The sequence below is a fragment of the Dysgonomonas sp. Shenzhen-Wh21 genome (assembly GCF_043392705.1).
Taxonomy (GTDB): Bacteria; Bacteroidota; Bacteroidia; order Bacteroidales; family Dysgonomonadaceae; genus Dysgonomonas.
The window spans coordinates 1-23,923 of sequence record NZ_JAIXHZ010000154.1 but is presented as its reverse complement, the minus strand read 5'-3'; the positions used below and the strand labels follow the sequence as shown (position 1 = coordinate 23,923).

General features: G+C 38.7%; 13 protein-coding genes and 1 pseudogene. 8 read left to right on the top strand and 6 right to left on the bottom strand.

Features of this window, described 5'->3' with window-relative positions:
• Window positions 1-679 (bottom strand): annotated as a pseudogene (locus LDB17_RS10330) (alpha-xylosidase); the annotation flags it as partial.
• A gap of 199 nt (window positions 680-878) precedes the next feature.
• Here LDB17_RS10330 and LDB17_RS10325 point away from each other — a divergent pair.
• From LDB17_RS10325 to LDB17_RS10300, 6 genes are all read left to right on the top strand, one after another.
• Window positions 879-5,000 carry a two-component regulator propeller domain-containing protein gene (locus LDB17_RS10325; protein ID WP_252636654.1) on the top strand — a complete coding sequence of 1,374 codons (4,122 nt, stop codon included), beginning with the start codon at window positions 879-881 and terminating at the stop codon, window positions 4,998-5,000.
• Between the two features lie 95 nt (window positions 5,001-5,095).
• Entirely contained in the window at window positions 5,096-7,279 is a 2,184-nt protein-coding gene (locus LDB17_RS10320; protein ID WP_252636655.1) for a glycoside hydrolase family 3 C-terminal domain-containing protein, read from the top strand.
• 14 nt (window positions 7,280-7,293) lie between these two features.
• On the top strand, window positions 7,294-9,648 hold the full coding sequence (locus LDB17_RS10315; RefSeq protein WP_252636656.1) for an alpha-xylosidase: 2,355 nt from the start codon (window positions 7,294-7,296) through the stop codon (window positions 9,646-9,648).
• A 3-nt stretch (window positions 9,649-9,651) separates the two neighbouring features.
• On the top strand, window positions 9,652-12,018 hold the full coding sequence (locus LDB17_RS10310; RefSeq protein WP_252636657.1) for a glycoside hydrolase N-terminal domain-containing protein: 2,367 nt from the start codon (window positions 9,652-9,654) through the stop codon (window positions 12,016-12,018).
• A gap of 22 nt (window positions 12,019-12,040) precedes the next feature.
• Window positions 12,041-14,242: a glycoside hydrolase family 3 protein gene (locus tag LDB17_RS10305; protein ID WP_252636658.1), complete on the top strand. Its 2,202-nt coding sequence runs from the start codon at window positions 12,041-12,043 to the stop codon at window positions 14,240-14,242.
• Between the two features lie 123 nt (window positions 14,243-14,365).
• Complete coding sequence (locus tag LDB17_RS10300; RefSeq protein WP_252636659.1) at window positions 14,366-15,958, top strand: glycoside hydrolase family 43 protein; 1,593 nt, start codon at window positions 14,366-14,368, stop codon at window positions 15,956-15,958.
• A 146-nt stretch (window positions 15,959-16,104) separates the two neighbouring features.
• Here the strand turns inward: LDB17_RS10300 and LDB17_RS10295 are convergent, their stop codons facing one another.
• Complete coding sequence (locus LDB17_RS10295) at window positions 16,105-16,860, bottom strand: creatininase family protein (protein WP_252636660.1); 756 nt, start codon at window positions 16,858-16,860, stop codon at window positions 16,105-16,107.
• A 69-nt stretch (window positions 16,861-16,929) separates the two neighbouring features.
• Here LDB17_RS10295 and LDB17_RS10290 point away from each other — a divergent pair, with 69 nt between their 5' ends.
• Window positions 16,930-17,529, top strand: coding sequence for a hypothetical protein (locus LDB17_RS10290; RefSeq protein ID WP_252636661.1), 600 nt, complete (start codon window positions 16,930-16,932; stop codon window positions 17,527-17,529).
• A 4-nt stretch (window positions 17,530-17,533) separates the two neighbouring features.
• Here LDB17_RS10290 and LDB17_RS10285 read toward each other — a convergent pair whose 3' ends face one another.
• Window positions 17,534-17,968, bottom strand: coding sequence for a VOC family protein (locus tag LDB17_RS10285; RefSeq protein WP_252636662.1), 435 nt, complete (start codon window positions 17,966-17,968; stop codon window positions 17,534-17,536).
• Window positions 17,969-18,067: 99 nt separating this feature from the next.
• Window positions 18,068-20,584, bottom strand: coding sequence for an ATP-dependent Clp protease ATP-binding subunit (locus LDB17_RS10280; protein ID WP_252636663.1), 2,517 nt, complete (start codon window positions 20,582-20,584; stop codon window positions 18,068-18,070).
• A gap of 827 nt (window positions 20,585-21,411) precedes the next feature.
• Here LDB17_RS10280 and LDB17_RS10275 point away from each other — a divergent pair.
• On the top strand, window positions 21,412-22,014 hold the full coding sequence (locus LDB17_RS10275; RefSeq protein WP_252636664.1) for a YigZ family protein: 603 nt from the start codon (window positions 21,412-21,414) through the stop codon (window positions 22,012-22,014).
• Window positions 22,015-22,047: 33 nt separating this feature from the next.
• Here the strand turns inward: LDB17_RS10275 and LDB17_RS10270 are convergent, their stop codons facing one another.
• Together LDB17_RS10270 and LDB17_RS10265 are read right to left on the bottom strand one after the other, a co-directional pair.
• Window positions 22,048-22,527 (bottom strand): methylglyoxal synthase, encoded by a 480-nt coding sequence (locus LDB17_RS10270; protein ID WP_006842469.1) that lies wholly within the window; start codon window positions 22,525-22,527, stop codon window positions 22,048-22,050.
• 111 nt (window positions 22,528-22,638) lie between these two features.
• Window positions 22,639-23,882, bottom strand: a protein-coding gene (locus LDB17_RS10265; RefSeq protein WP_289781724.1) for an IS3 family transposase whose coding sequence is annotated in 2 segments (ribosomal slippage) — window positions 22,639-23,546 and window positions 23,546-23,882 — 1,245 coding nt in all. Because the reading frame shifts where the segments join, the coding sequence is not laid out codon by codon here.
• Window positions 23,883-23,923 lie beyond the last annotated feature (41 nt).

Sequence of the window (23,923 nt, the reverse complement as noted above, 5' to 3'; positions counted from 1 at the left end):
CTGTTTTGTCATATAGCTTAAATTGATCTAAGTCGAGATAGTCACGAGAATCACCGAACTTAGTCAGTGAGTAGTTATCCCAAAGTATTCCATAGTTTTTACTGGATAAAACAAACGGAACAGACACTTTTGTATTATATTGGAAAAGAACCTCATTCTTTCCTTTGTAGTTAAACTCATCAGCCTGATGTTGTCCAAGTCCATAGAAAGCCTCATCAGCCGGAGATTCGAACACTTGCTGCATAGTATATGCTTTTGTTCCTTCAACTTCGATATCAGAAAACGATTTACCTCCTCCTTTATTCTCAGCGAGAAGTACATTACCATTTATATCCGAGAAGGTAACCTCTCCTGTAGTCAGAGATACTGTAGCAATGGTAGAAGCTGTTTTCAGAACAACATTCCCATTTTCCTCTTTAGCATCCCATCCTGTTGTTTGTGTTTTATCATATATGGTGATAAGACTTTTTTTGTCAGAAAACTTATAGCCGGGAGTAGCCGAAACATGGATTACATCATCATTGACAACTTGCAATCTGATGTTTTTTGTAGCTAAAGCATTGTCCGTTTTCAGGTTTACAATTATTCCGTCACTCGTTCTCTGATATGGTCCGCTTTTACAGCCGATGAATAGAGCCATCGACAATAAACTGACCAAAAGCAGTTGATTTTTTTTCATGGTTATTATGGTTTAAGTTTCATTGATACAAAAATATCCCTGAATATGCAGAGAGGCATTCTTAAATGTTTTTAATGCAACCGTTAAAGATTCTCTGCAGGGGTTTAAATGTTTCCATTTAGGGATTAAAATGCTAACAAAACATCAGAAATCGCTTTATTTATATAAATTTGTATCCATCGAACCTGAATACCTAGCAATGAAAAAACCATTATACACCCTTCTATTCCTCTTATTCTCTTTTATCATAAAAGCCCAGCAATTTGAATTCTCTCATTTGAATAATACAAACGGCTTATCAAACAATCAGGTGGAAGCAATCTTGAAAGACAGCCGTGGCTTTATGTGGTTTGGAACAAATATGGGGCTCAACAGGTACGACGGGATAAACTTTAAAACATACAAGAACATAAAGAATGACAGTAAAAGTCCATCTTACGACCGTTTTACAGGAATACAAGAAGACATAAAGGGAAACCTATGGTTGCAGTCGAGTGCAGGGGTTTATATGCTGTATGACTGGAAATCGGAATCTTTTATAAACAATATAGATTCACTGCTAAGCGATATAGCGTTACCACCCGCACCAGCTATTATAGAAATTGACAAGAAGAAAGATTTATACATTTCATATCCGGGAAAGGGTATTCACAAATACAATGCAACTACTAACAAAATAACAATCTACAAGCAATCGAAGAATACAAATGATCTGGCTCTGTCTGATATCTCCGATATAAAAATAAAGGATAGCTACATTTGGGTTCTTCACAACGACGGACTTTTGGAGCGTGTAAACATGCAGACAAACAGAGTGGACATGCGAAATACGTTCTTTAAAGACAACAACCAAAACTCTACAATACAGAAATCCTTATTTATAGATTCTGATAACGATATTTGGGTTTATCCAAGTATAGCGGATAAAGGCGTGATATATCTAAATACAAAAAAAGGGCAATGGACTTTACTGGATACCAATAGTAAGGTTGCATTATCGAGTAGCTTTGTCAGATGTGTGGGACAGGATATTAACGGACTGATATGGATAGGAACAGATCACGGTGGGATAAGCATTCTGGACAAAAAAAATCAAAAGATAACGGTTCTTAAAAATGATATATACAATCATAATTCTATCAGCCAGAACTCTATCATCAGTTTCTATAGTGAACCTAACGGGACAGTATGGGTAGGGACATATAAAAGTGGTGCATCTTATTACCATCCAAACCTTTTTAAATTTAAGAAATCGCCTCTCTTTTATATGTTCAACAAAAATGCAGAGATATTCGACTGCAATAGTTTATACAAAGACAAGAGTAATAATCTTTGGATAGGGACAAATGGAACCGGTCTTATCAAATACGATCAAAGCACGGAGAAAGTAGAACGTTTTCGTAACAATACTAACGATGCGGGAAGCATCTCGTCTGATATTATCACATCAATATACGAAGATCACAGACAAACACTTTGGATTGGAACTTTTATGGGAGGGCTGAACGCCTTTGACGGTAAAAGTTTCAAGAAATTCCAATTGAATGAGACAAACCCAAATTCCCTTTCGAGCAAAAGTGTGTATAGCCTTACCGAAGACAACGACCATAATTTATGGATAGCAACTCTTGGAGGCGGTATAGATCAGTTAAATCCAGCAAGGGATACGTTTACTCATCACAATATGAGTAACAGTAAAGATCTTTTATCCAATTATATTGTATCTATGTTTGTAGATACTCAGAAGAATATATTTCTAAGTACCGACAGAGGAATATGCGTATTAGACGAAAGTAAAAAAGAAGTAAGAAAATACTTTCCGGACAATACATTTCTCGATTCCCTTACCAGTATTGTTATAAACAATATGATTGTAGACTCAAGGGGGCTTTTATGGATTGCTACGGACAAAGGGATCAATGTATATTATCCTACAAAACAACGATTTGAATACATTACAACCAACGAAGGGCTACCGGGTGATGAAGTTGTATCACTCATAGAAGATAATGATGGCAATATATGGGCAGGAACCCGAAATGGATTGGTATGTTTCTACTGTAAGTATGACAATCAGAAACTGACGTATACAATCGCATCTTTCGATGTTAACGACGGACTGCCGGGTTCGGTATTTAATACGAATGCTATATTTAAAGACAAAGACGGAATTATCTACATAGGCAGCACTAAAGGATATACATCTTTCGATCCAAGAAAAATAGTATTTAATAAAAATGTACCTAAACCGCATTTCACAGATCTTCTTATTACCAATCAGGTGATTAAACCGAATACAAAATACAATGGACGTGTTATTCTCGAAAAGTCAATAACAGACCTCGATGAGATTGTTTTACATTACGGTGAAACCAATTTTACAATACAATTTTCATCCCTAAATTACATCCATCCCGAGAAGAATCGGTATAAATACATGTTGGAAGGATTGGACAACAAATGGACTGAAACAAGCACCGGAATCGGCTCAGCATCATATTCCAACCTTAATGCCGGCACATACAAACTTATTGTTTACGCCAGCAATGACGATAATGTATGGAGCAGTGAGCCTATTGTTTTGACAATCGTAGTAAAACCCCCATTTTGGCTATCATGGTGGGCAACCATTATATACATACTCATCACTATCACGGCCTTAAGGTTTTTCATCAAATATAAGTTGAATAAACAAAAAGAAGAATACGAACAGGCACAAAAAATACTGGAAGCTCAGAAAATACATGAAGTAGACGAATTGAAATTCAAGTTCTTTACCAATATAAGCCATGAATTCAAAACTCCGCTCACGCTTATTCTTACACCGTTGGAAAAACTTATGAAATCATCTGTATCGGACGAGCAAAAAGCAACGATGAGCATCATGCACAAGAATGCTAAAAACTTGCTGAACATGGTCAACGAAATACTTGATTTCAGGAAGTTTGACCAAAACAAGATGACTCTGAATATTTCACGAGGGAATATTATAGAATTTACAAAAGAAATATGTCAATCGTTCTCGGCATTGGCAGGAGAGAAATCAATAAAACTTACATTCACAACGTATCTGCAAGAACTGCAGATGGAGTTTGATAAAGAAAAGATGCATAAAATCATATCCAATCTGATTTCCAATGCATTCAAATATACAGAAGACGGACAGATAGATGTCAGTATTGGCATTTCCGAACTGCTGCAAACAGATACACCAACCAAACAGCTATGCCTGAAAGTTTCTGATACAGGCGTTGGCATAGAGAAAGAATATCTCGAGAAAATATTTGAACGCTTCTTCCGAATAGAAAAAGCAGAAAAAAACAATCAATCGGGAACCGGCGTTGGACTGCATTTAGCCAGTGAATATGTAAAATTACATGGAGGCGAAATACAAGTGGAAAGTACAGAAGGAAAGGGTTCTACTTTCACAATATTACTGCCTATACAAAATTCGACATATAAGGAGTTAAGCAACCAAGACATTATACATTCGGGTGATATTTCTATTAGCGAAATAAAAGAAGGAGCCGAGCTCGATTTAAAGTCGGCGCAACGGGCACATCTTCCGCTTCTACTAATAGTGGACGACAATGAAGACTTTTGTGAATTTATCACCAGCTTGTTTATAGACGATTATCGCACCGTTATAGCAAACGATGGAGAAGAAGGATACAGCATTGTACTCGATCAACTACCGGATATTATATTATGCGATGTTATGATGCCAAAGATGGATGGCTATGAATTTTGCAGGCATGTAAAAGGAGACATACGAACTTCACATATTCCGATCATACTACTTACGGCCAAATCGTCGGAAGAAAGCAAATATTCGGGTATTGAGGCAGGAGCAGACGATTATATCTCCAAGCCTTTCAACATTGACATGCTGAAACTAAAAATAGCCAAGATCATCGAGAGGCAGAAAAAGATACATAGCAACTTCAAGAAGAAAATAGATATCTCCCTGAGCGAAATAGAGATAACATCTATGGACGAAAAGTTTGTACAAAAAACAATCTCTATTGTTGAAGAAAACATTGGAAATCCTGAATTTCTTGTAGAAGACCTTTGCAAAGAGATGGGTATGAGCCGAGTCTATTTTTACAAAAAAATATTGGCCCTGACAGACAAGACCCCTTCTGAGTTTATCCGCTTTATTCGTTTAAAGAGAGCAGCTGATTTATTGGAAAAAAGCCAGATGTTTGTCAATGAAATTGCCTTTCAGGTAGGATTTAATGATCCCAAATATTTCCGCAAGTATTTTAAAGAGGAATTTGGTGTAACCCCCAATGAGTATAAAAAAACCGTATCTAAATGATCCAGTAAACATATTACCCCCCTTTATGAAACATACGGAATAGATTTAAAGCTAAAGATGTAATATTTTTGTATTGTACGGTTAAAATCTATTCCATGAAAAAACTATTATTTATTCTGCTATCTATTTTGTTTGCGAATGCCGGAGTATTTGCACAATATGTTTATCCGTTCCAAAACACAAGCTTAAGCGACGAAAAACGCCTCGACAATCTCCTGTCTATAATGACAATTGACGAGAAAATAAATGCACTATCCACAAACTTAGGCGTTCCTCGCTTAGGAATTCGAAACACAGGACATTCTGAAGGTTTGCACGGGATGGCACTGGGAGGCCCGGGTAACTGGGGTGGTTTCAAAATGGTAAATTATCAGCGTGTGCCCGATGTATATCCTACAACTACATTTCCTCAGGCCTATGGGCTAGGTGAGACATGGGATACAGAACTGATAAAAAAAGTAGCTGACATAGAAGCCACAGAAATAAGATATTATACACAAAACGAAAGATATACAAAAGGAGGTTTGGTAATGCGTGCCCCCAATGCTGACTTAGCCCGGGACCCACGTTGGGGACGCACCGAGGAGAGTTTTGGAGAAGACCCTTTTCTGGTATCGGAGATGGCGGTAGCCTTCATAAAAGGACTACAAGGAGAAAATCCCCGATACTGGAAATCGGCATCCTTAATGAAACATTTCCTAGCGAACAGCAATGAAGACGGGAGAGATTCTACATCCTCCAATTTTGACAATCGACTGTTTCACGAATATTACTCATACCCCTTTCGCAAGGGCATAGAAAAGGGCGGCTCTCAGGCCTTCATGGCAGCTTACAATAGCTGGAATGGAATACCGATGACAATCCACCCTATTTTGAAAGATATTCGTAAAGATTGGAACTTTAAAGGAATAATCTGTACCGACGGAGGAGCTCTCGATCTGTTGATAAAAGCACATAAGACATTCCCAACTCACACAGAAGGCAGTGCCGCCATCGTAAAAGCCGGCGTAGGACAATTCCTCGATAATTTCCGTCCATATATATACGAAGCCTTAGAAAAAGGGATGCTGACAGAAGCAGATATAGACAAGGCTATACGGGGAAACTTCTATATTGCATTGAAGCTAGGCCTGCTAGATGGAGATCAGACAAAACTACCTTATGCTCATATAGGAGTTACCGATACTGTTTCGGTATGGAAAAATAAAGATATACAAGATTTTGTACGTCTGGTTACTGCAAAATCTGTCGTGCTACTAAAAAACGAGAAAAAACTATTGCCTTTAAAGAAAGGAAACATCAAGAGGATTGCAGTTATTGGTCCACGAGCCAACGAAGTATTACTCGACTGGTATAGCGGCACTCCGCCTTATACAGTTTCCATACTACAAGGTATAAAAAATGCAGTCGGGAACAATGTCGAAGTTATATACGAGCCTTCCAATGAAATCGACAAAGCCTATCTTGCCGCACAGAAAGCTGATATAGCCATAGTATGCGTTGGAAATCATGTATATGGCACCGATCCTAAATGGAAATATTCACCTGTGCCGAGTGATGGACGTGAGGCTGTTGATCGCAAAGCTTTATCACTCGAACAAGAAGACTTAGTAAAGATTGTACATAAAGCGAACTCAAATACCGTAATGGTACTGGTCAGTAGCTTCCCCTTTGCTATAAACTGGTCGCAAGAGAATATACCGACGATACTGCACATTACAAACAACAGTCAAGAGCTCGGAAATGGTCTGGCTGACGTAATCTTCGGTAACTATAATCCGGCAGGCAGAACAAATCAGACTTGGGTAAAATCCATTGCCGACCTGCCTCCAATGATGGATTATGATATACGAAATGGTCGCACATACATGTATGCAAAAGAAAAGCCGCTATACCCTTTCGGATATGGTCTTAGCTACACAAATTTCAGCTACTCCGATATAACTTTATCTTCTTCTACTCTTTCTAAAGGAAAAGATCTAAAAGTATCAGTGAACGTAAAAAACACAGGAGATGTGGATGGAGAAGAAGTAGCCCAGCTATATGTATCATTTCCTCAGTCAAAAGTAGTACGACCAATCAAGCAGCTAAAAGGTTTTGATCGTATTAGTATCAAAAAAGGAGAAAGTAAGACTTTTGAATTCACACTAAGTACAGATGATCTTGCATATTGGGACAACGATAAAGACTCGTTTGTAATAGAACCCGGAACAGTGAATCTCTTGATCGGATCGTCTTCGGAAGATATCAGGCTGACAAAAGAAATACAACTAAAATAACCAATCTAAAACCTATGAAAATACGAATTATTCTTTGTCTCATCATTTGCTTCAGCACGCAGCTTGCGGCTCAACAAAAACGCATATTAGGCGAACCTATCGACATGAGTATCGACTTTAAAGATTTTCACAATACCTTTTTCTTTGCCGACAAAGTGGCTTCATTTAACGGAGCAGACGGGAAAGGGAAAATCTCGTGGAAACGCACATCATTGTACACTCGTCAGGCTTTTAATGTAAATACAATCTTGCCACAAGATTTAAAGATGTTAGATTTTCCGGGTGAAGCCTATGAGCAAAACCCTGAATTAGACTTCTCGGTAGATTTTGTCACACCACGCACATTGCGAATAAGAATGTTGACAACACCCGTTCAGCCTAAACCTTTTGGCTCTCCTATGTTAGTCAAAGAACCGGGGAAAGACAGTTCATGGAAATATTCTAAAACAGGAAATACCCATACCTATAAAAGCAATTACGGAAGTATAGAAATTGAAGAAAATCCATTCCGTATCACATTGAGAGATGAAAAAGGAAAACGTTTGACCGATACATGGCGTTGGTACGACAATGATTCTTCGCAAGTAAAGGTTATCCCTTTCAACTTCATCAAACGGGGAGTGGATAATAGCCGGGCAGTAAACCCTGTATTTTCATTGTCTCCGGGTGAGAAAATATTTGGTTGCGGCGAATCTGTAAACAAATTAGACAAAAGAGGCCAAAAAGTGAATCTATTTGTTACCGACCCGCAAGGCCCCGAAACAGATCAGATGTACAAGCCAATTCCTTTCTTTATGAGTAATCGTGGCTACGGGATGTTCATGCACACATCAGCCCCTGTCACTTGCGATTTCGGGAATACCTATGTAGGTGCAAACAAGCTGTTCATGGGAGACGAAGCACTCGACCTGTTCATATTTATCGGAGAACCCAAAGACATACTGAATGAATATACCGAAATAGTAGGGAAGCCATCTATGCCTCCACTCTGGTCGTTTGGCACATGGATGAGTCGTATCACTTACTTTGAGCAAAGCGAGGGTTATGATGTAGCAGCCAAGCTACGTTCTTACAAGATACCGTCAGATGTTATTCATTTCGATACAGGATGGTTCGAAACAGATTGGCAATGCGACTATAAATTTGCGCCATCGAGATTTTCCAATCCTCAGAAAATGATCGATGATCTGAAGAAAGATGGATTCCACATTTCGCTGTGGCAACTGACTTATTTTACACCTAAAAATAAATTTTTCAATGAAATAATAGAGAAAAACCTGCATGTAAAAAACTCAAAAGGAGAAATGCCTTATGAAGATGCAGTTTTAGACTTTTCCAACCTTGAGACTGTAAAATGGTATCAGGACAAACTTGCAGGGTTACTAAAAATGGGAGTTGGTGCAATAAAAGTAGACTTCGGAGAAGCCGCACCAATGGAAGGATTTTATGCCTCAGGACGTGGAGGATGGTACGAGCACAATCTGTATCCGCTGCGTTACAACAAAGCTGTTGCAGACATCACCAAAGAAGTCAACAATGAAAATATTATATGGGCTCGCAGTGCTTGGGCAGGAAGCCAACGCTATCCTCTCCATTGGGGTGGCGATGCTGCCAATACAGATATCGGTATGGATGCGACATTACGCGGAGGCCTCTCATTCGGGCTAAGCGGCTTCTCTTTCTGGAGTCACGATATAGGAGGATTTGTGGTTGCTGCTCCCGAGAATCTGTATCGACGTTGGTTACCTTTCGGATTCTTGACATCGCATAGCCGTGCACATGGAGCACCACCAAAAGAGCCTTGGCTATACAATGATAACTTTGTAAAAGCTTTTCGTGAATCAGCCGAAATGAAATACAAATTAATGCCGTATATTTATGCACAGGCTAAATTATGTACCGAAAAAGGGTTGCCTATGGTTCGGGCTTTGTTTGTGGAATATCCGAACGATGCCGGAGCATGGCTTGTAGAAGATGAGTATCTCTTCGGGGCTGACATATTAGTAGCTCCGATGATGGAAGCCGGAACGGAGCGAAATGTATATCTACCGAAAGGCAACTGGATCGATTATCAAAGTGGAAAAACATATCAACAAGGATGGAATGTGATAGAAACCGGCAAAATCCCTGCTATCATTCTGGTGCGTGATGGTGCTGTTATCCCGCACGCCCAACTTGCACAATCTACAGATAAAATTAATTGGTCTGATATAGAACTCAAAGTTTATGGAGACAAAGAAAAAGCAACCGGATTCGTTTGTCTTCCGTCAGACAATAAACTAACAGATATTATTCTTACAAAATCGGGTAATAATTATCAGCTGGAAAAAGGACAAATACAAGGTGTACATTATAGGATAAACAAGTAAAAAATGAAGTTCTACAAACTATTTTTATTATTATTTATTTTTTCATGGAGTGGACTTTCTGCTCAAGATAAACAGAACGAATGGCAATACTATTTCGATAAGCCGGCATCCATATGGGAAGAATCGATTCCACTAGGAAATGGCAGAATAGGTATGATGCCTTGGGGTGGAGTAGAAAGAGAACGAGTCGTACTAAATGAAATTTCTCTATGGTCGGGAAACGAACAAGATGCTGATAATCCCGAAGCTTATAAGTATTTGGGCGAAATAAGAAGACTTCTATTTGAGAAAAAGAATAAAGAGGCTCAGGAATTAATGTACAAAACTTTCACCTGCAAAGGCAAAGGAAGTGCGGGTTTGGAATACGGTAAATTCCAGATTTTTGCGAATCTGTATGTAGACTTTCTATACCCTGACAAATCTGAAGCGATACAGTATAAAAGGGTGCTGGACATGAATAATGCACTATCTACTGTTTCTTTCTCTAAAAATGATGTAGAATACAAACGAGAATACTTTACGTCTTTCTCGGACGACATCGGATTGGTAAAATATACGGCAAGTAAGCAGGAAGCATTAAGCTTAAAAATATCATTGCAACGTGATGAGAATTTTAAAACTTATGCCAGCGGCAATACACTTTATATCTTCGGACAATTGGAAGCAGGAGAAAACCATTCGGGAATGAAATATTTGGGAATGGTGAAGGTGATAAACAAAGGAGGTAAATTATCTGCGACAGACAAAGAAATTGACATAAAGAATGCAAGTGAAGTCACCCTCTATGTCTCATTAGCGACCAACTACAACGGTACGAATCATGAAAAAGTAGCTTCTGACCTATTGAACAATGCCGGAGTAAATTATGAGAAACTAAAAAAGAAACATATTGCAAAATATCAGGCTCTCTTTAATCGTGTAGACCTGACTTTAGAAAAAAATAAGAATTCCTCACTAGCAATAGATAAGCGGCTGGAAGCATTTGCAACAGACAAAACGGATTATAATCTGGCTGCCTTATATATGCAGTATGGTCGTTATCTATTGATATCGTCTACCCGAGAGGGAAGCCTCCCTCCTAACCTGCAAGGGTTGTGGGCTCCACAAATAAATACTCCGTGGAATGCTGATTATCATTTGAATATCAATCTACAGATGAATCTTTGGGGGGCTGAAATGTTTAATCTTTCTGAGCTCCACAAACCGACTATCGAGTTTGTAAAATCACTGGTAGAACCGGGAGAAAAAACAGCAAAAATATATTATAACAGCCGTGGATGGGTAGTTCATATTTTGAGTAATGTATGGGGCTTCACGTCTCCCGGAGAACATCCGTCATGGGGAGCAACCAACACGGCCGGCGCATGGATGTGCCAGCATCTCTGGGAACACTATCTGTACAGTCAGGACAAAGAATATCTAAAATCGGTATATCCTACAATGAAAGGTGCGGCTTTATTCTTTGAAGATATGCTGATCGAAGACCCGAACAACGGCTATTTGGTCACTGCTCCGACTACTTCACCTGAGAACGCTTACATAACACCATCGGGAGACGTGGTAAGTATCTGTGCGGGCTCAGCGATGGACAATCAGATTATTCGCGAATTATTTACAAACGTGGAGAATGCCGCAAAAATATTAGAGGTAGATAATGAATGGATCAAAGATATTTCAGCGAAGAAAGAACGACTAGCACCTACTTCAATCGGGAAATACGGACAGGTAATGGAATGGCTCGAAGATTATGAAGAAAGTGAAATCCACCATCGCCATGTCTCACAACTGTATGGACTGCATCCGGGAAATGAGCTTACGTACGAAAAGACTCCCAAACTAATGGAAGCGGCTAAAGTCACCTTGACAAGACGAGGAGATCAGTCTACAGGATGGTCTATGGCGTGGAAAATTAATTTCTGGGCACGGCTCAAAGATGGGAATAAGGCTTACAAACTGATTGGAGACCTGTTGAAACCGGCTGAAAATAACTGGGGTACGTATCCAAATCTGTTCAGTGCACACCCTCCGATGCAAATAGATGGCAACTTTGGCGGATCAGCCGGAATAGGGGAAATGCTTCTACAAAGCCATGAAGGTTTTATAGAACTACTGCCGGCTATACCCGACGGGTGGAAAGACGGAGAAGTAAGAGGCATGAAAGTAAGAGGGGGTGCAGAAATCTCCTTTAAATGGAAAGATAACAAGATTCAAAATATACATATCACAGCAACTACAAACAATCAGTTTATAATAAAACTACCTAGCGGAAAGCCTTTCATAGCGGGAACAAGCAAATACAAAGTAGAAGGAGATAAATTATACCTGACCTTAAATAAGGGAAATAAAATTGAAATTACGTTAAACAAATAAATATTAAACAATTACAGAAAACATGAAGAAATTATTTTTTTATGTATTATTCAGCTTACTCTTATTGCAAGCCAACGGACAAACAAAACAGATTCCGATCTACCTTGACGATAGTAAACCTATGGAGCTCAGAATAGAAGATGCTCTATCAAGAATGACTCTGGAAGAAAAGATTGCGATGATACATGCTCAATCTAAATTTAGTACACCCGGAGTTCCTCGTCTTGGTATTCCTGAAATATGGATGAGCGACGGCCCTCATGGGGTGCGCATGGAAATAGACTGGGACACATGGAACCATGCAGGATGGACAAACGACTCATGTACAGCTTTCCCTGCATTAACATGTTTGGCTGCGACATTCAACCCAGAGCTTTCTCTGAAATATGGAAATGCATTAGGAGAAGAAGCTCGTTTTAGAAAAAAAGAAATGATTCTTGGACCCGGTGTAAATATTTATCGCACCCCGATGAATGGTCGTAACTTTGAATATATGGGTGAAGACCCTTACTTAGCCTCTAAGATGGTTGTTCCTTTTGTCAAAGGAGTACAACAAAACGGAGTGGCAGCCACTATGAAACACTTTGCCCTAAATAACCAAGAACTATGGCGCGGGCATATCGATGTGGAAGTGAGCGACAGAGCATTATATGAAATATACCTCCCGGCATTCAAAGCAGGAGTAGAAGAAGGTAAGGTATGGGCAATAATGGGTTCTTATAACAAATACAGAGGTCAGTATTGCAGCCATAACGAAAGACTTATCAATCAGATACTAAAAGGAGAATGGAAATATGACGGTGTGGTAGTTACAGACTGGGGAAGTGCTCACGACACACGTGAAGCAGCATTGTACGGTCTTGATATAGAAATGGGAACTTGGACTAACGGGCTCACATGGGGCCAAAGTTTTGCTTACGACAATTACTATCTGGCAAAACCATATCTGAAGATGTTGGAAAAGGGCGAATTACCGATATCTACCCTCGATGATAAAGTTCGTAGAGTATTACGTCTAAATTTGAGAACCAATATGGACAGAAACCGTCCATACGGTAGTTTTACTACACCCGAACATGCAGCTGTAAGCCGTGAAGTGGCAGAACAAGGTATTGTATTGATGAAAAATACAAATAACTTTTTCCCGATAGCTAAAGACCGCTACAAGAAAATTGTTGTAATCGGAGAAAACGCAACCCGCTCACTAACAGTAGGCGGAGGATCGTCTGAACTGAAAGTAAAGAAAGAAGTTTCTCCTCTCGAAGGATTGAAAATAAAATATGGTGCTGATAAAGTATTCTACACAATGGGGTATGGTTCAGGACCTAGCGTATACGATCATTTCATTCCATCTCCGTACAATGCAGATTCATTGAAGCGGGAAGCTTTGGCTTTGGTTAAAGATGCAGACGTTGTTTTATTCTTCGGAGGGTTAAACAAAAACTATCAACAAGACTGCGAAGGCGGAGACCGTACTTCTTACGACCTGCCATTTGGTCAGAACGAACTGATCGAAGACTTGTTGAAGGTAAATAAAAACATGGGAATCGTTATCGTGAGTGGAAATGCCGTGGCTATGCCGTGGCTGGATAAAGTACCAGCTTTGATGCAGTCATGGTATCTTGGTTCGGAAGCAGGAAATGCGACAGCGAATGTAATTTCAGGTGACATCAATCCTTCGGGAAAGTTACCATTTAGTATTCCGAAGAAGTTAGAAGATAACGGTGCTATGTCTTTCGGTACAATTTCCTATCCGGGAGATAGCATCAAACAGATATACAAAGAAGATATCTTGGTTGGTTACCGTTGGCACGACACAAAGAAAATTCCGGCATTATTTCCTTTCGGCTATGGATTGTCATATACCACATTCGAATATGGTAAAGCTTCTACAGACAAGAAAGAGTACAGTAAAAATGACGAAATTAAAATAAGCCTAACTCTTACTAACAAAGGAAACGTTGACGGAGCTGAATCGGTACAGATATATGCATCACAGCAAAAACCTTCGATGGAGCGCCCTGCTAAAGAGTTGAAAGCATTCAAAAAAGTTTTCTTAAAAGCCGGAGAGACTAAAAATGTAGAACTGTCAATACCTGTCAAAGACCTTGCTTTCTTCAATGACAAAGCACACGAATGGGTAGTAGAATCGGATAAGTTCACATTGCATTGTGCTGCATCATCTGCCGATGTAAAAAGCTCTATAACAATAAATGTGAAGTAAAATTATCTTTACATAGGAATCTGACAGAAATGTAAAGGTGACAAACAGAATCTCTGGAAAAAGTGTCACTTTTGTCACCTTTTCATTATATTAAATTGAAAAACAATCACATAACAAAAGACCATGAAAAGCGTTTTTAGAACATTCTTTCTCTTTTGCCTCACTACTTTGTTGATCAGTCAGGCTTTTTCGCAAACGGGATATAAAAATCCTATAATCCCGGGGTTCAATCCCGATCCCAGTGTTTGCAGAGTAGGAGACGATTTTTATCTTGTTACTTCGTCATTCGAATATTTTCCGGGGCTACCTATCTATCATAGCAAGGATTTGATAAACTGGAAACAGATAGGACACTGCCTAACGAGAGATTCGCAGTTGTCATTACACAAAGTTTCTGCATCGGGAGGACTATATGCTCCGTCCATACGTTACCACGATGGGTTATTTTATGTCATTTGTACAAACGTATCGGACAAAGGTAATTTTTACTGTACCGCTACTGATCCAGCGGGACCTTGGAGCGACCCTATTTGGGTGGATATAAAAAGCATAGATCCTGACATTTTCTGGGATGAAGATGGTAAAACATATTTCGTAACTCAAGGCGACGAGGGTATCCGAGTTACCGAGATCGATATCAAAACAGGTAAGGTATTATCTCCCGAACGTCTTGTTTGGGGGGGCATAGGAGGTCGTTTCCCTGAAGCTCCCCACATTTACAAAAAAGATGGTTTCTATTACCTTTTGCTGGGTGAAGGAGGAACAGAATATATGCACAGCGCTACTATAGGACGCAGCAGGAATATATTCGGCCCATACGAATCATGTCCATTAAATCCGATACTGACTCATGCCAACAGAAGAGGGCAAAGCAATACTATACAAGGTGTCGGACATGCAGATCTTGTACAGGCAAAAGACGGCTCTTGGTGGATGGTATTCCTAGGATTCAGAGTAACGCATCAATGGGCATATTATCATGTACTGGGACGTGAAACATTCTTAGCTCCTGTAGACTGGCCTAAAGGCGGCTGGCCACAAGTGAACGGAAACGGAACTGTTTCACTAAATATGGAGGTTCCTACACTCCCACTCCATCCGATAGAAAAAGCAGCTATACGTACAAACTTTGATGCAGACAAACTTGGATTCGAGTGGCAATATTTACGTAATCCTGTCAGAGAAAACTATTCGTTGACAGAAAAGAAAGGATGGATAAGAATCAGTACATCTCCATATACATTAGACGAAACTGAGGCAATATCAATGATCTGCCGCCGACAAACAGAGCATGATTTCAGGGCTGAAACTCTTTTAGAGTTCAATTCATCTGCTAGTAACGAAGAAGCGGGAATGACATTGATACAAAATAATACGCATCACTACGACTTGTTATTGAAAAAGTTGGGCAATCAGCATGTAGTACAATTACGTGTAAAAGTAGGATCTCTTTCTTACATTGCAGGAGAAAAACAAGTTAAAAGTAATAAGCTGAAGTTGAAGATTGAAGGCACACCTTCGCAATACGCTTTTTATTGCGCAGAAGCCGATAGCGATAACTTCAATGAATTGGGAAGGCTAGATACCCGATACCTGAGTACTGAGGTTGCAGGTGGCTTTACAGGGGTGATGATAGGACTCTACACATCCTCGAATGGGAAACCAAGTAAGGCTAAAGTCTATTTTGATTGGTTCGATTACGACACAGAAAAATAATAGATAATGAAGGTGGAATAATTGCTACTGTTTTCTTTGTCATGTTGAACGAAGTGAAACATCTCGTGTATTCAAAGTCGAGATTCTTCGTTACACTCAAAATGACAAAAAGAGAGCAACAACAATTATTCCACCTTTTTACTGTATCAATAGATATTCTCTTTCGCCACATCTATAAACAGTTCAGAAAGTTTCCGGCTCACAGCATCGGCATATTTCTTACCTTTCTCTGCTGTTGACTTTTTAGGATTACCAATCCCTGTATCATGAGAGACCTTCGCCCAATTTCTTGGCGTCCAACCAATGCCGTCTCTAAGAGATTCAGCACTAAAGGCTTTAGACGCTCCGTCTCCGGCAACAGATAGGTTCACCAACTCGGGATGATAATGCATCATCATTGAGGTTTCCATTTCGCCGGCATGGTCGTCTTTTTCTTCAAAATATCCGGTCTGAGGAACAATGGCGAACAGATTACTTATCACAATCAAAAAATCAGGATATTGAACAGCCAGATCTCGTATCATATTCTTAAAGCTATTTCCACCATGTCCGTTTACAATAACAAGTTTATGCACCCCTTGATAGTTCAGCGAAGAAACGATATCCGATAGTATGGCTTTTTGCGTCTCATAACCGGCATGCAAACAAAAAGGTAGTTCTCTTTGCCCCGGATTCTGCGATCCAAGATGTATTACAGGCAATACCATTCCTTTCACTTTCTGGTTTTCGTATGCCTTAATGACCGCATCTACTGACAAATCGTGAGCCAGATAGCAATCTGTCATATAAGGCAAATGATAATTATGAGGTTCGGTAGCACCCCATGGCTGCACTGCATAATCATACTTTTCATTCTTCGTGTCATTGTATATCGCTAATAGCATATCAAATCGTGAGTTCATATCCTTGCTTTTTTATTATTTGTAAAGATAACAATAGCTTTTTATCTTTGTTGAGTAAAAAACAAACAGATGAAAGAAAAGATCATAGAGCTCAGAAAAATACTCCCCATACCAATGGGAGAAGCCATGCAAATATTGAAAGAGAATGATAATGATGTAGAAAAATGCGTCTACCTATTCAAAGCTAAATCGATAAAGGAAATACAATCCCTTACCGGCTGTGACGAAGAAATGGCTAATAAGTATTATGAAGCAGAGAAGTACGATTTCAACAGAACCGTATCGGCTATAAGGGAAGATCTTTTCGATAAGAACTATATACATATAGAGGGAGTAACTAAAGAGAACATCAGTTTGATATACCAATGGCTAAGGATTATCGAAGATAAAGACTTCGGGTTGTCATTAGACTTTTCATACCTCAATATAGTATTGGATACATTGCTGTTGATCCCTCCATTGAAAGAGACTGCAGATGTAGTCCGAAAGGCAAAAGAAGCAAAGGACACCATTTTTGAAGGATATTCAGACACCGACAGCTTGGATGAGTTTGTTCGCCGACACAAAAAGCTTGATGACAACGAGGAGTTTCAAAAAGCAGACCGTATAGTAAGCTTAAAACTCACTATTATAAGAGAAGAGTTGATGCGACATGCACGAAACTTATAACAGGTTACTCTGTTATAAGAAGCATATCATTTTCATCGAACTGCCAAGAATCAGCATAAGCAACCTCCCAATAATATCCATCTAAGTCTTGGAAGTATCCGCTATAACCTCCCCAAAAAACATCTTGGGGATTTTTTATTATCTTACCTCCAAAGCTCTCCACTTTGGCGAATATATCATCTACTTCATCCTTCGATTTTGCATTGTATGCCAATGTAAATCCCGAGAACCCTGTGTTTAGCTCAGGTGTAGCTGAACTGTCGATATCCTCCGCTAACATTTTCAGGGGGTAAAGAGCTAATTTTGTCCCGCTGTTATTAAAAAAGACAATTGCAGGATTGTCTTCTGTATTGGGAGTTGAAAAACCAAGCTTCTTATAAAACGCACAAGAGGCCTTTACATCTTTTACTCCCAGTGTAATAATATTTATCCGATTCATTATAGTAATTCTTTAATATCCCAAATATAAGATTATATATTGTATAACAGAAGAGGAGTGAATACGTCCACTCCTCTTTCAAAAAATATTTAAGAAAATTTATTTTGCTATTGCTTTCAATTTATCTTTTTCTTTATCTACTTCAAAAGTTATAGTCCCGTTTTCTGCTACTCCACCCGAAAGGATTAACTCAGCAATCTCATCTTCCACGTAGTTCTGAATAGCACGTTTCAAAGGACGAGCGCCAAATTGCACATCATACCCTTTATCTGTAAGGAAATCCTTCGCTTCCTGGCTTAGCTCGATAGTATACCCTAACTCCGACATACGTTTATAGAAGCCTTTTAGTTCTATATCGATGATCTTCTCGATAGAAGACTTATCTAACTGATCGAATGTTATTATGTCATCTACACGATTCAAGAACTCGGGAGAAAAAGACTTATTCAATGCCTTTTGAAGCACGCTTCTGGAGAATTCTTTGTTGGCGGCAGATTGCTTATTAAAACCAATACCACCTCCAAAATCTTTCAACTGGCGTGTACCTACATTGGAGGTCATAATCAGTATCGTATTCTTGAAGTCTATCTTACGTCCCATACTGTCTGTCAAGTGGCCTTCGTCCATCACCTGCAACAAGATATTATACACATCAGGATGTGCCTTTTCTATCTCATCAAGCAGTACTACAGAATAAGGTTTACGACGTACTTTCTCACTCAACAATCCGCCTTCTTCGTATCCCACATATCCCGGAGGTGCTCCGACCAAACGCGATACATTGAATTTCTCCATATATTCACTCATGTCTATACGGATAAGAGCATCGGCAGAGTCAAACAATTGTTCTGCAATCTTTTTCGCTAAGTGAGTCTTACCTACACCAGTAGGCCCAAGGAACATAAATGAACCAATCGGACGGTTAGGGTCTTTAAGACCTATACGGTTACGCTGAATAGCTTTTACGATTTTACTTACAGCCTCATCTTGGCCAATTACAGCAGCTTTCAGGCTATCTTTCATACCTACAAGCTTCAAGCCTTCCGACTCACCAATACGTTGAACAGGAACTCCCGACATCATAGAAACTACCTCAGCAACCATTTCGGCGTCTACTGTTTCCGGTTTCTCTTTCAACGATGCTTTCCAGTCTACTTCAGCCTTGTCAAGCTTAGCCATCAATTGACGTTGTGTATCTCGGAAACTCGCTGCCAACTCATATTTCTGTGCTTTTACAGCTTCCCCTTTTTGCTCTATCACATTTTTGAGTTCGCTCTCGATTTCTTCAATTTCTACAGGCACCTGTATATTTGCAATATGCATACGTGAACCCGCTTCATCCAAAGCATCGATAGCTTTATCGGGGAAATTACGATCTGTAATATATCTATCGGTGAGTTTTACACAAGCCTCAAGTGCACCTTCAGTATATTTCACATTGTGATGCTCTTCGTAACGTTCTTTGATATTATGCAATATCTGTAGCGTTTCTTCTGCTGTGGTAGGATCTACCATCACCTTTTGGAAACGACGTTCTAAAGCTCCATCTTTTTCTATATTCTTACGATATTCATCGAGGGTAGTTGCACCAATACATTGTATCTCGCCTCTGGCCAAAGCCGGTTTCAACATATTTGCGGCATCCAGAGAGCCCGTAGCTCCCCCCGCTCCTACGATCGTATGTATCTCGTCAATAAACAATATAATATTAGGATTCTTTGACAACTCGTTCAAAATAGCCTTTATTCGTTCTTCAAATTGTCCACGATATTTGGTTCCGGCTACAACCGAAGCCATATCAAGGGCAATAACACGCTTATCGAACAATACTCGAGATACTTTTTTCTGCACTATTCGTAATGCCAAACCTTCAACGATAGCAGACTTTCCAACTCCCGGTTCTCCTATCAATATAGGATTGTTTTTCTTACGACGGCTGAGAATCTGAGCTAAACGTTCAATTTCTTTTTCACGGCCTACAATTGGGTCTAGCTTATTTTCCAAAGCTGACTTCGTCATGTCTATACCGAAATTATCGAGTACAGGCGTATCTGTAGCCTGACGAGGTTGTTGTGTACCAACGTTCGAGTTTCCACTGCTTATTGGTTCATCATCCTCATCGTCATCATCTGTAAAGTCGGCACCCATACGAGGCGACTGCTTTTTATTTTCATGCATTATATCACCCATACTTTTTATATAAGTGAAAGCTCCGTTATAATCCATATGATATTCTTCCAACAGCATCGCCGCTATATTGTCATGATCTTTAAGAATGGCAAGAAGTAAGTGCTCGGAGTCAGTTTCCTGACTTTTTGTAAGCCTGGCTTCAAGTATACTCATCTTTAAAATCTTTTCAGTACTTTTACTTAATACGACTTCACTGTTTGGATATGCATCTTCCTGCTGCTTTAATATATTATTATCAATACTATCTTTTAATTCAACCAAATCTATTCCAAAATCCTTTAATGCCTGTATAGCCAATCCTTCTGCATTACGAAGTATACCAAGCATCAAATGTTCGGGTGCCAGATAATTGGTTTGAAGACGTCCGGCCTCCTCACGGCTATACCCCATGATTTTGCGAACTCTCTGTGAAAAATTATTTTCCATAACCGTCTTATTTGATGTTCTTTGCGTATGTTGCAAATATAAGCTTTATTTCTAATAGCCTTTTAGATTAAAATAAAATACCTATTTATAATATTGAAACAAAAACTATGCCATAATGTTTTTTAGATACTTGCTAAATTTATTCTTTAAATGATAAAAAAAATCTTGAAGCGGACAATCTTTTAATTACAACTTAACCTCTCTGTGTCAGCTTTGTAACAATTACAATCTAAATTTATGCTATAGAATTAGAGAGCTAATTAAGTATTTAATGAATAATAAGATCTATTTATCAATCAAGCATAGTAATAACAAATATAAATATTTGTAAGGTTTTAGTCATAAAAACTCGATGTTTAAATTCTATATAAATAGTTAATATCTCTTTTGCGATTCTTCGAGCCAAAGACTCAGATAGTTATAATTTAGACTAACTATTTACGGAAACAAATATATTACATTTTGATTCTAAAAACGAAACAATAAAATTATATTAATGTTAAAATTATATTTTTTATATCATTAAGTTTGTTTTATAAAAAATTATACATACTTTTGTAAAGTATTTTTCATGGTATTAGATTTATGGTTAGGAGTGAAGATTGGTTGTCGTGAGACAACCATTCCTATTTTATACCGGTTTGTAAAACATTTACCCCTGATTATCAATCAAAACCTCCCATTTTTAAGCATTAGACATCTTTCACTTTATTTCATACAATCTAAAATCTTTATAGCATCAGATATCATTCTGCTCGGAAATTCTGTCATTAATTATTACTTTGTCTAAAGAATGCTTTATTTCATAATTTGTATCTTTGTAGTCTATGGAAGATACTTTCAGAACAATAACGGAATTATCGAAAGCAATATACACTGACAAAAGGAGTAAATTTATTGCTTACGCCATTCCTGTGCAATCTGCAGAAGAAGCCAAAAATGAAATAGATAAACTTCGCAAAGAATACTATGATGCTCGACATGTTTGCTGGGCATATATGCTAGGAGCCGATCGGACGGAATTCAGATCGAACGACGACGGAGAGCCATCCGGAACAGCTGGCAAACCAATACTAGGGCAAATAAATTCTAATAACCTTACGGATATAGTAATTGCTGTAGTCCGTTACTTTGGCGGAATAAAGCTAGGCACAAGCGGGCTCATTGTCGCCTACAGAGAAGCAGCGGCAGAAGCTATTGCCGAGGCAGAAATTATAGAAAAAACAGTAGACTTGGAAACATCATTCACTTTCGAGTATCCATATATGAATGATGTGATGCGACTGGTAAAAGATATGGAACCTAAAATTTTACATCAAGATTTCGATATGAACTGTAGCATGATACTACAGATAAGAAAAGCTCAATACGACGAATTAGTAAGCAGATTAGAAAAAGTAGAAAGTCTCCAATTCGCAGATAAAAAATAAGGTAAGCTTTTATGAGCTTACCTTTTTCTATTTTTAGTCTTTTTTCCTTCTGAAACTTGCATCAAATTTACTTCGATCAAAAATTTCATATCGAGGCAAAGTAGGCGTATAATCATCATCATCCCACAATGTACTTGTGATCATAAGATCTGCGCTATAGCGATTACAAGCAATTGGCACGTTGTGCACACGGCATTGGCGCAACAACATCATTATATCGGCTTCATGGGGTTGAGGATTTAAATCATCTATCAAGAAAATAGCCAAGTCCACCTCATGACGCACTACCATTGCAGCAATCTCAGCATCACCACCCAATGGACCGGAGTTCATACGGGTAATATCTGCTTTTATTCCTTTTTCTTCAAAGGCTTCTTTAATAAGAGTTCCTGTTGTTCCGGTACAAACCAATTGGTGTTTTGACAAGAAGTCTGAATTATAATAACACCATTCTACCATATCCGCTTTGCGGTGATCATGTGCCACCAGGGCTATTGTTAGTCTCTTTCTCATATTTGTCGATAGTTATATGTAATCATTATTTCAAAGATACAATATTTATGTTGCATTTCTATAACGATACAATTAAACTTATTGTCCCGTCCTAAAATAGGTTGACAGGATTTATACTAAAATATTATAAGAGCCGATGGATTTATATCCATCGGTTTTTTGATGTATAAAGTTAGGCGTTTTCATGTTTAACGCCAAATGCGGTCTTTTCATGTTATAAATTTCGATGGAATGCTTAACCAACAGTTTTAAATCTTTATAGTTATTACAGATATCACCTAGTAATTCTTGTTTTAATATTCCGTTCACCCTTTCAGCCAAAGCATTCTGATAACAGTCGTACCCATCGGTCATTGAAGGCGTAATATTGTATTTATGTAATACCTTCTGATATACAGCAGAACAATATTGTAATCCTCTGTCAGAATGATGAATCAAAGGGATATCCTTATTTCTACCTTTAACAGCCATTTTCAAAGCATTCACAACACTCTCGGCGTTGAGGTCATCACTAAGATGGTAACCAACAATTTTTCTTGAATACGCATCCGTAACTAAAGACAGATAATGCGTTTTCTGTCTTGATTTGATATAGGTAATGTCACTAACATATACCTGTTCAGGATATTGAAGTTTTATATCCTTCAATAAATTGGGATGTTTATGCAGCCAATGTTTTGACATGGTTGTTTTTGTATATGATTTCTTAGGTTTTACTAGCATATGGTTTAGCCGTAAACACGTAAATAATCCATCCCTCCCCATTTTTATACCTTGTGACTCCAACTTAGGCTTTATCAAATAATAAAGTTTGCGAGTTCCCAAACGAGGTAAGCTCATCCGTGCTTGTAATACAAGATTAATTACCTTTTCTTTTTCTTTCATCCGCACATCTTGTCGCCATTGACCTTGATAAACAGCCTGACGACTTATCCCAAACAATCTACAACAACGACTCAGGCTTTCTGCTCGTTGTTGTCGGATGCGCCAGAATGCTTGGGTGATGAGTTTTTTCTTATCTGTGTACCATGTTGTTTATCAGACATATCAATCATGGTATTGAGTATCTTATTTTTAAGTTTCTCATCGGATAGCTCTTTTTCCAAACGCTTGATTCGTTGGGCTGGTGTTTCTTTTGATTTAGGCATATGTACTCTCATCGGATTAGTCCAGTCTAAGGTACCATATTTCCTGAGCCAAACCAAAACGGTACTCTTTCCTTGAATTCCATAATAATTCTGTGCTTGAATGTAAGTCATTTCCCCTCCTTCTATTTGACGGATAACCTGTAATTTAAAGGGGAGTGGATAATCGCTCTGTTTACGCCGATTTTGCTTGATCTCGGAATGTGTCATAAATAAGTCAGTTTTGTGTCAACCTATTTTAGGACGGGACA

What these genes read in the sequence shown, in the direction of transcription:
- LDB17_RS10325 (WP_252636654.1), top strand. Translation starts at nt 879, where the DNA reads ATGAAAAAACCATTATACACCCTTCTATTCCTCTTATTCTCTTTTATC.
- LDB17_RS10320 (WP_252636655.1), top strand. Translation starts at nt 5,096, where the DNA reads ATGAAAAAACTATTATTTATTCTGCTATCTATTTTGTTTGCGAATGCC.
- LDB17_RS10315 (WP_252636656.1), top strand. Translation starts at nt 7,294, where the DNA reads ATGAAAATACGAATTATTCTTTGTCTCATCATTTGCTTCAGCACGCAG.
- LDB17_RS10310 (WP_252636657.1), top strand. Translation starts at nt 9,652, where the DNA reads ATGAAGTTCTACAAACTATTTTTATTATTATTTATTTTTTCATGGAGT.
- LDB17_RS10305 (WP_252636658.1), top strand. Translation starts at nt 12,041, where the DNA reads ATGAAGAAATTATTTTTTTATGTATTATTCAGCTTACTCTTATTGCAA.
- LDB17_RS10300 (WP_252636659.1), top strand. Translation starts at nt 14,366, where the DNA reads ATGAAAAGCGTTTTTAGAACATTCTTTCTCTTTTGCCTCACTACTTTG.
- LDB17_RS10295 (WP_252636660.1), bottom strand. Translation starts at nt 16,860, where the DNA reads ATGAACTCACGATTTGATATGCTATTAGCGATATACAATGACACGAAG.
- LDB17_RS10290 (WP_252636661.1), top strand. Translation starts at nt 16,930, where the DNA reads ATGAAAGAAAAGATCATAGAGCTCAGAAAAATACTCCCCATACCAATG.
- LDB17_RS10285 (WP_252636662.1), bottom strand. Translation starts at nt 17,968, where the DNA reads ATGAATCGGATAAATATTATTACACTGGGAGTAAAAGATGTAAAGGCC.
- LDB17_RS10280 (WP_252636663.1), bottom strand. Translation starts at nt 20,584, where the DNA reads ATGGAAAATAATTTTTCACAGAGAGTTCGCAAAATCATGGGGTATAGC.
- LDB17_RS10275 (WP_252636664.1), top strand. Translation starts at nt 21,412, where the DNA reads ATGGAAGATACTTTCAGAACAATAACGGAATTATCGAAAGCAATATAC.
- LDB17_RS10270 (WP_006842469.1), bottom strand. Translation starts at nt 22,527, where the DNA reads ATGAGAAAGAGACTAACAATAGCCCTGGTGGCACATGATCACCGCAAA.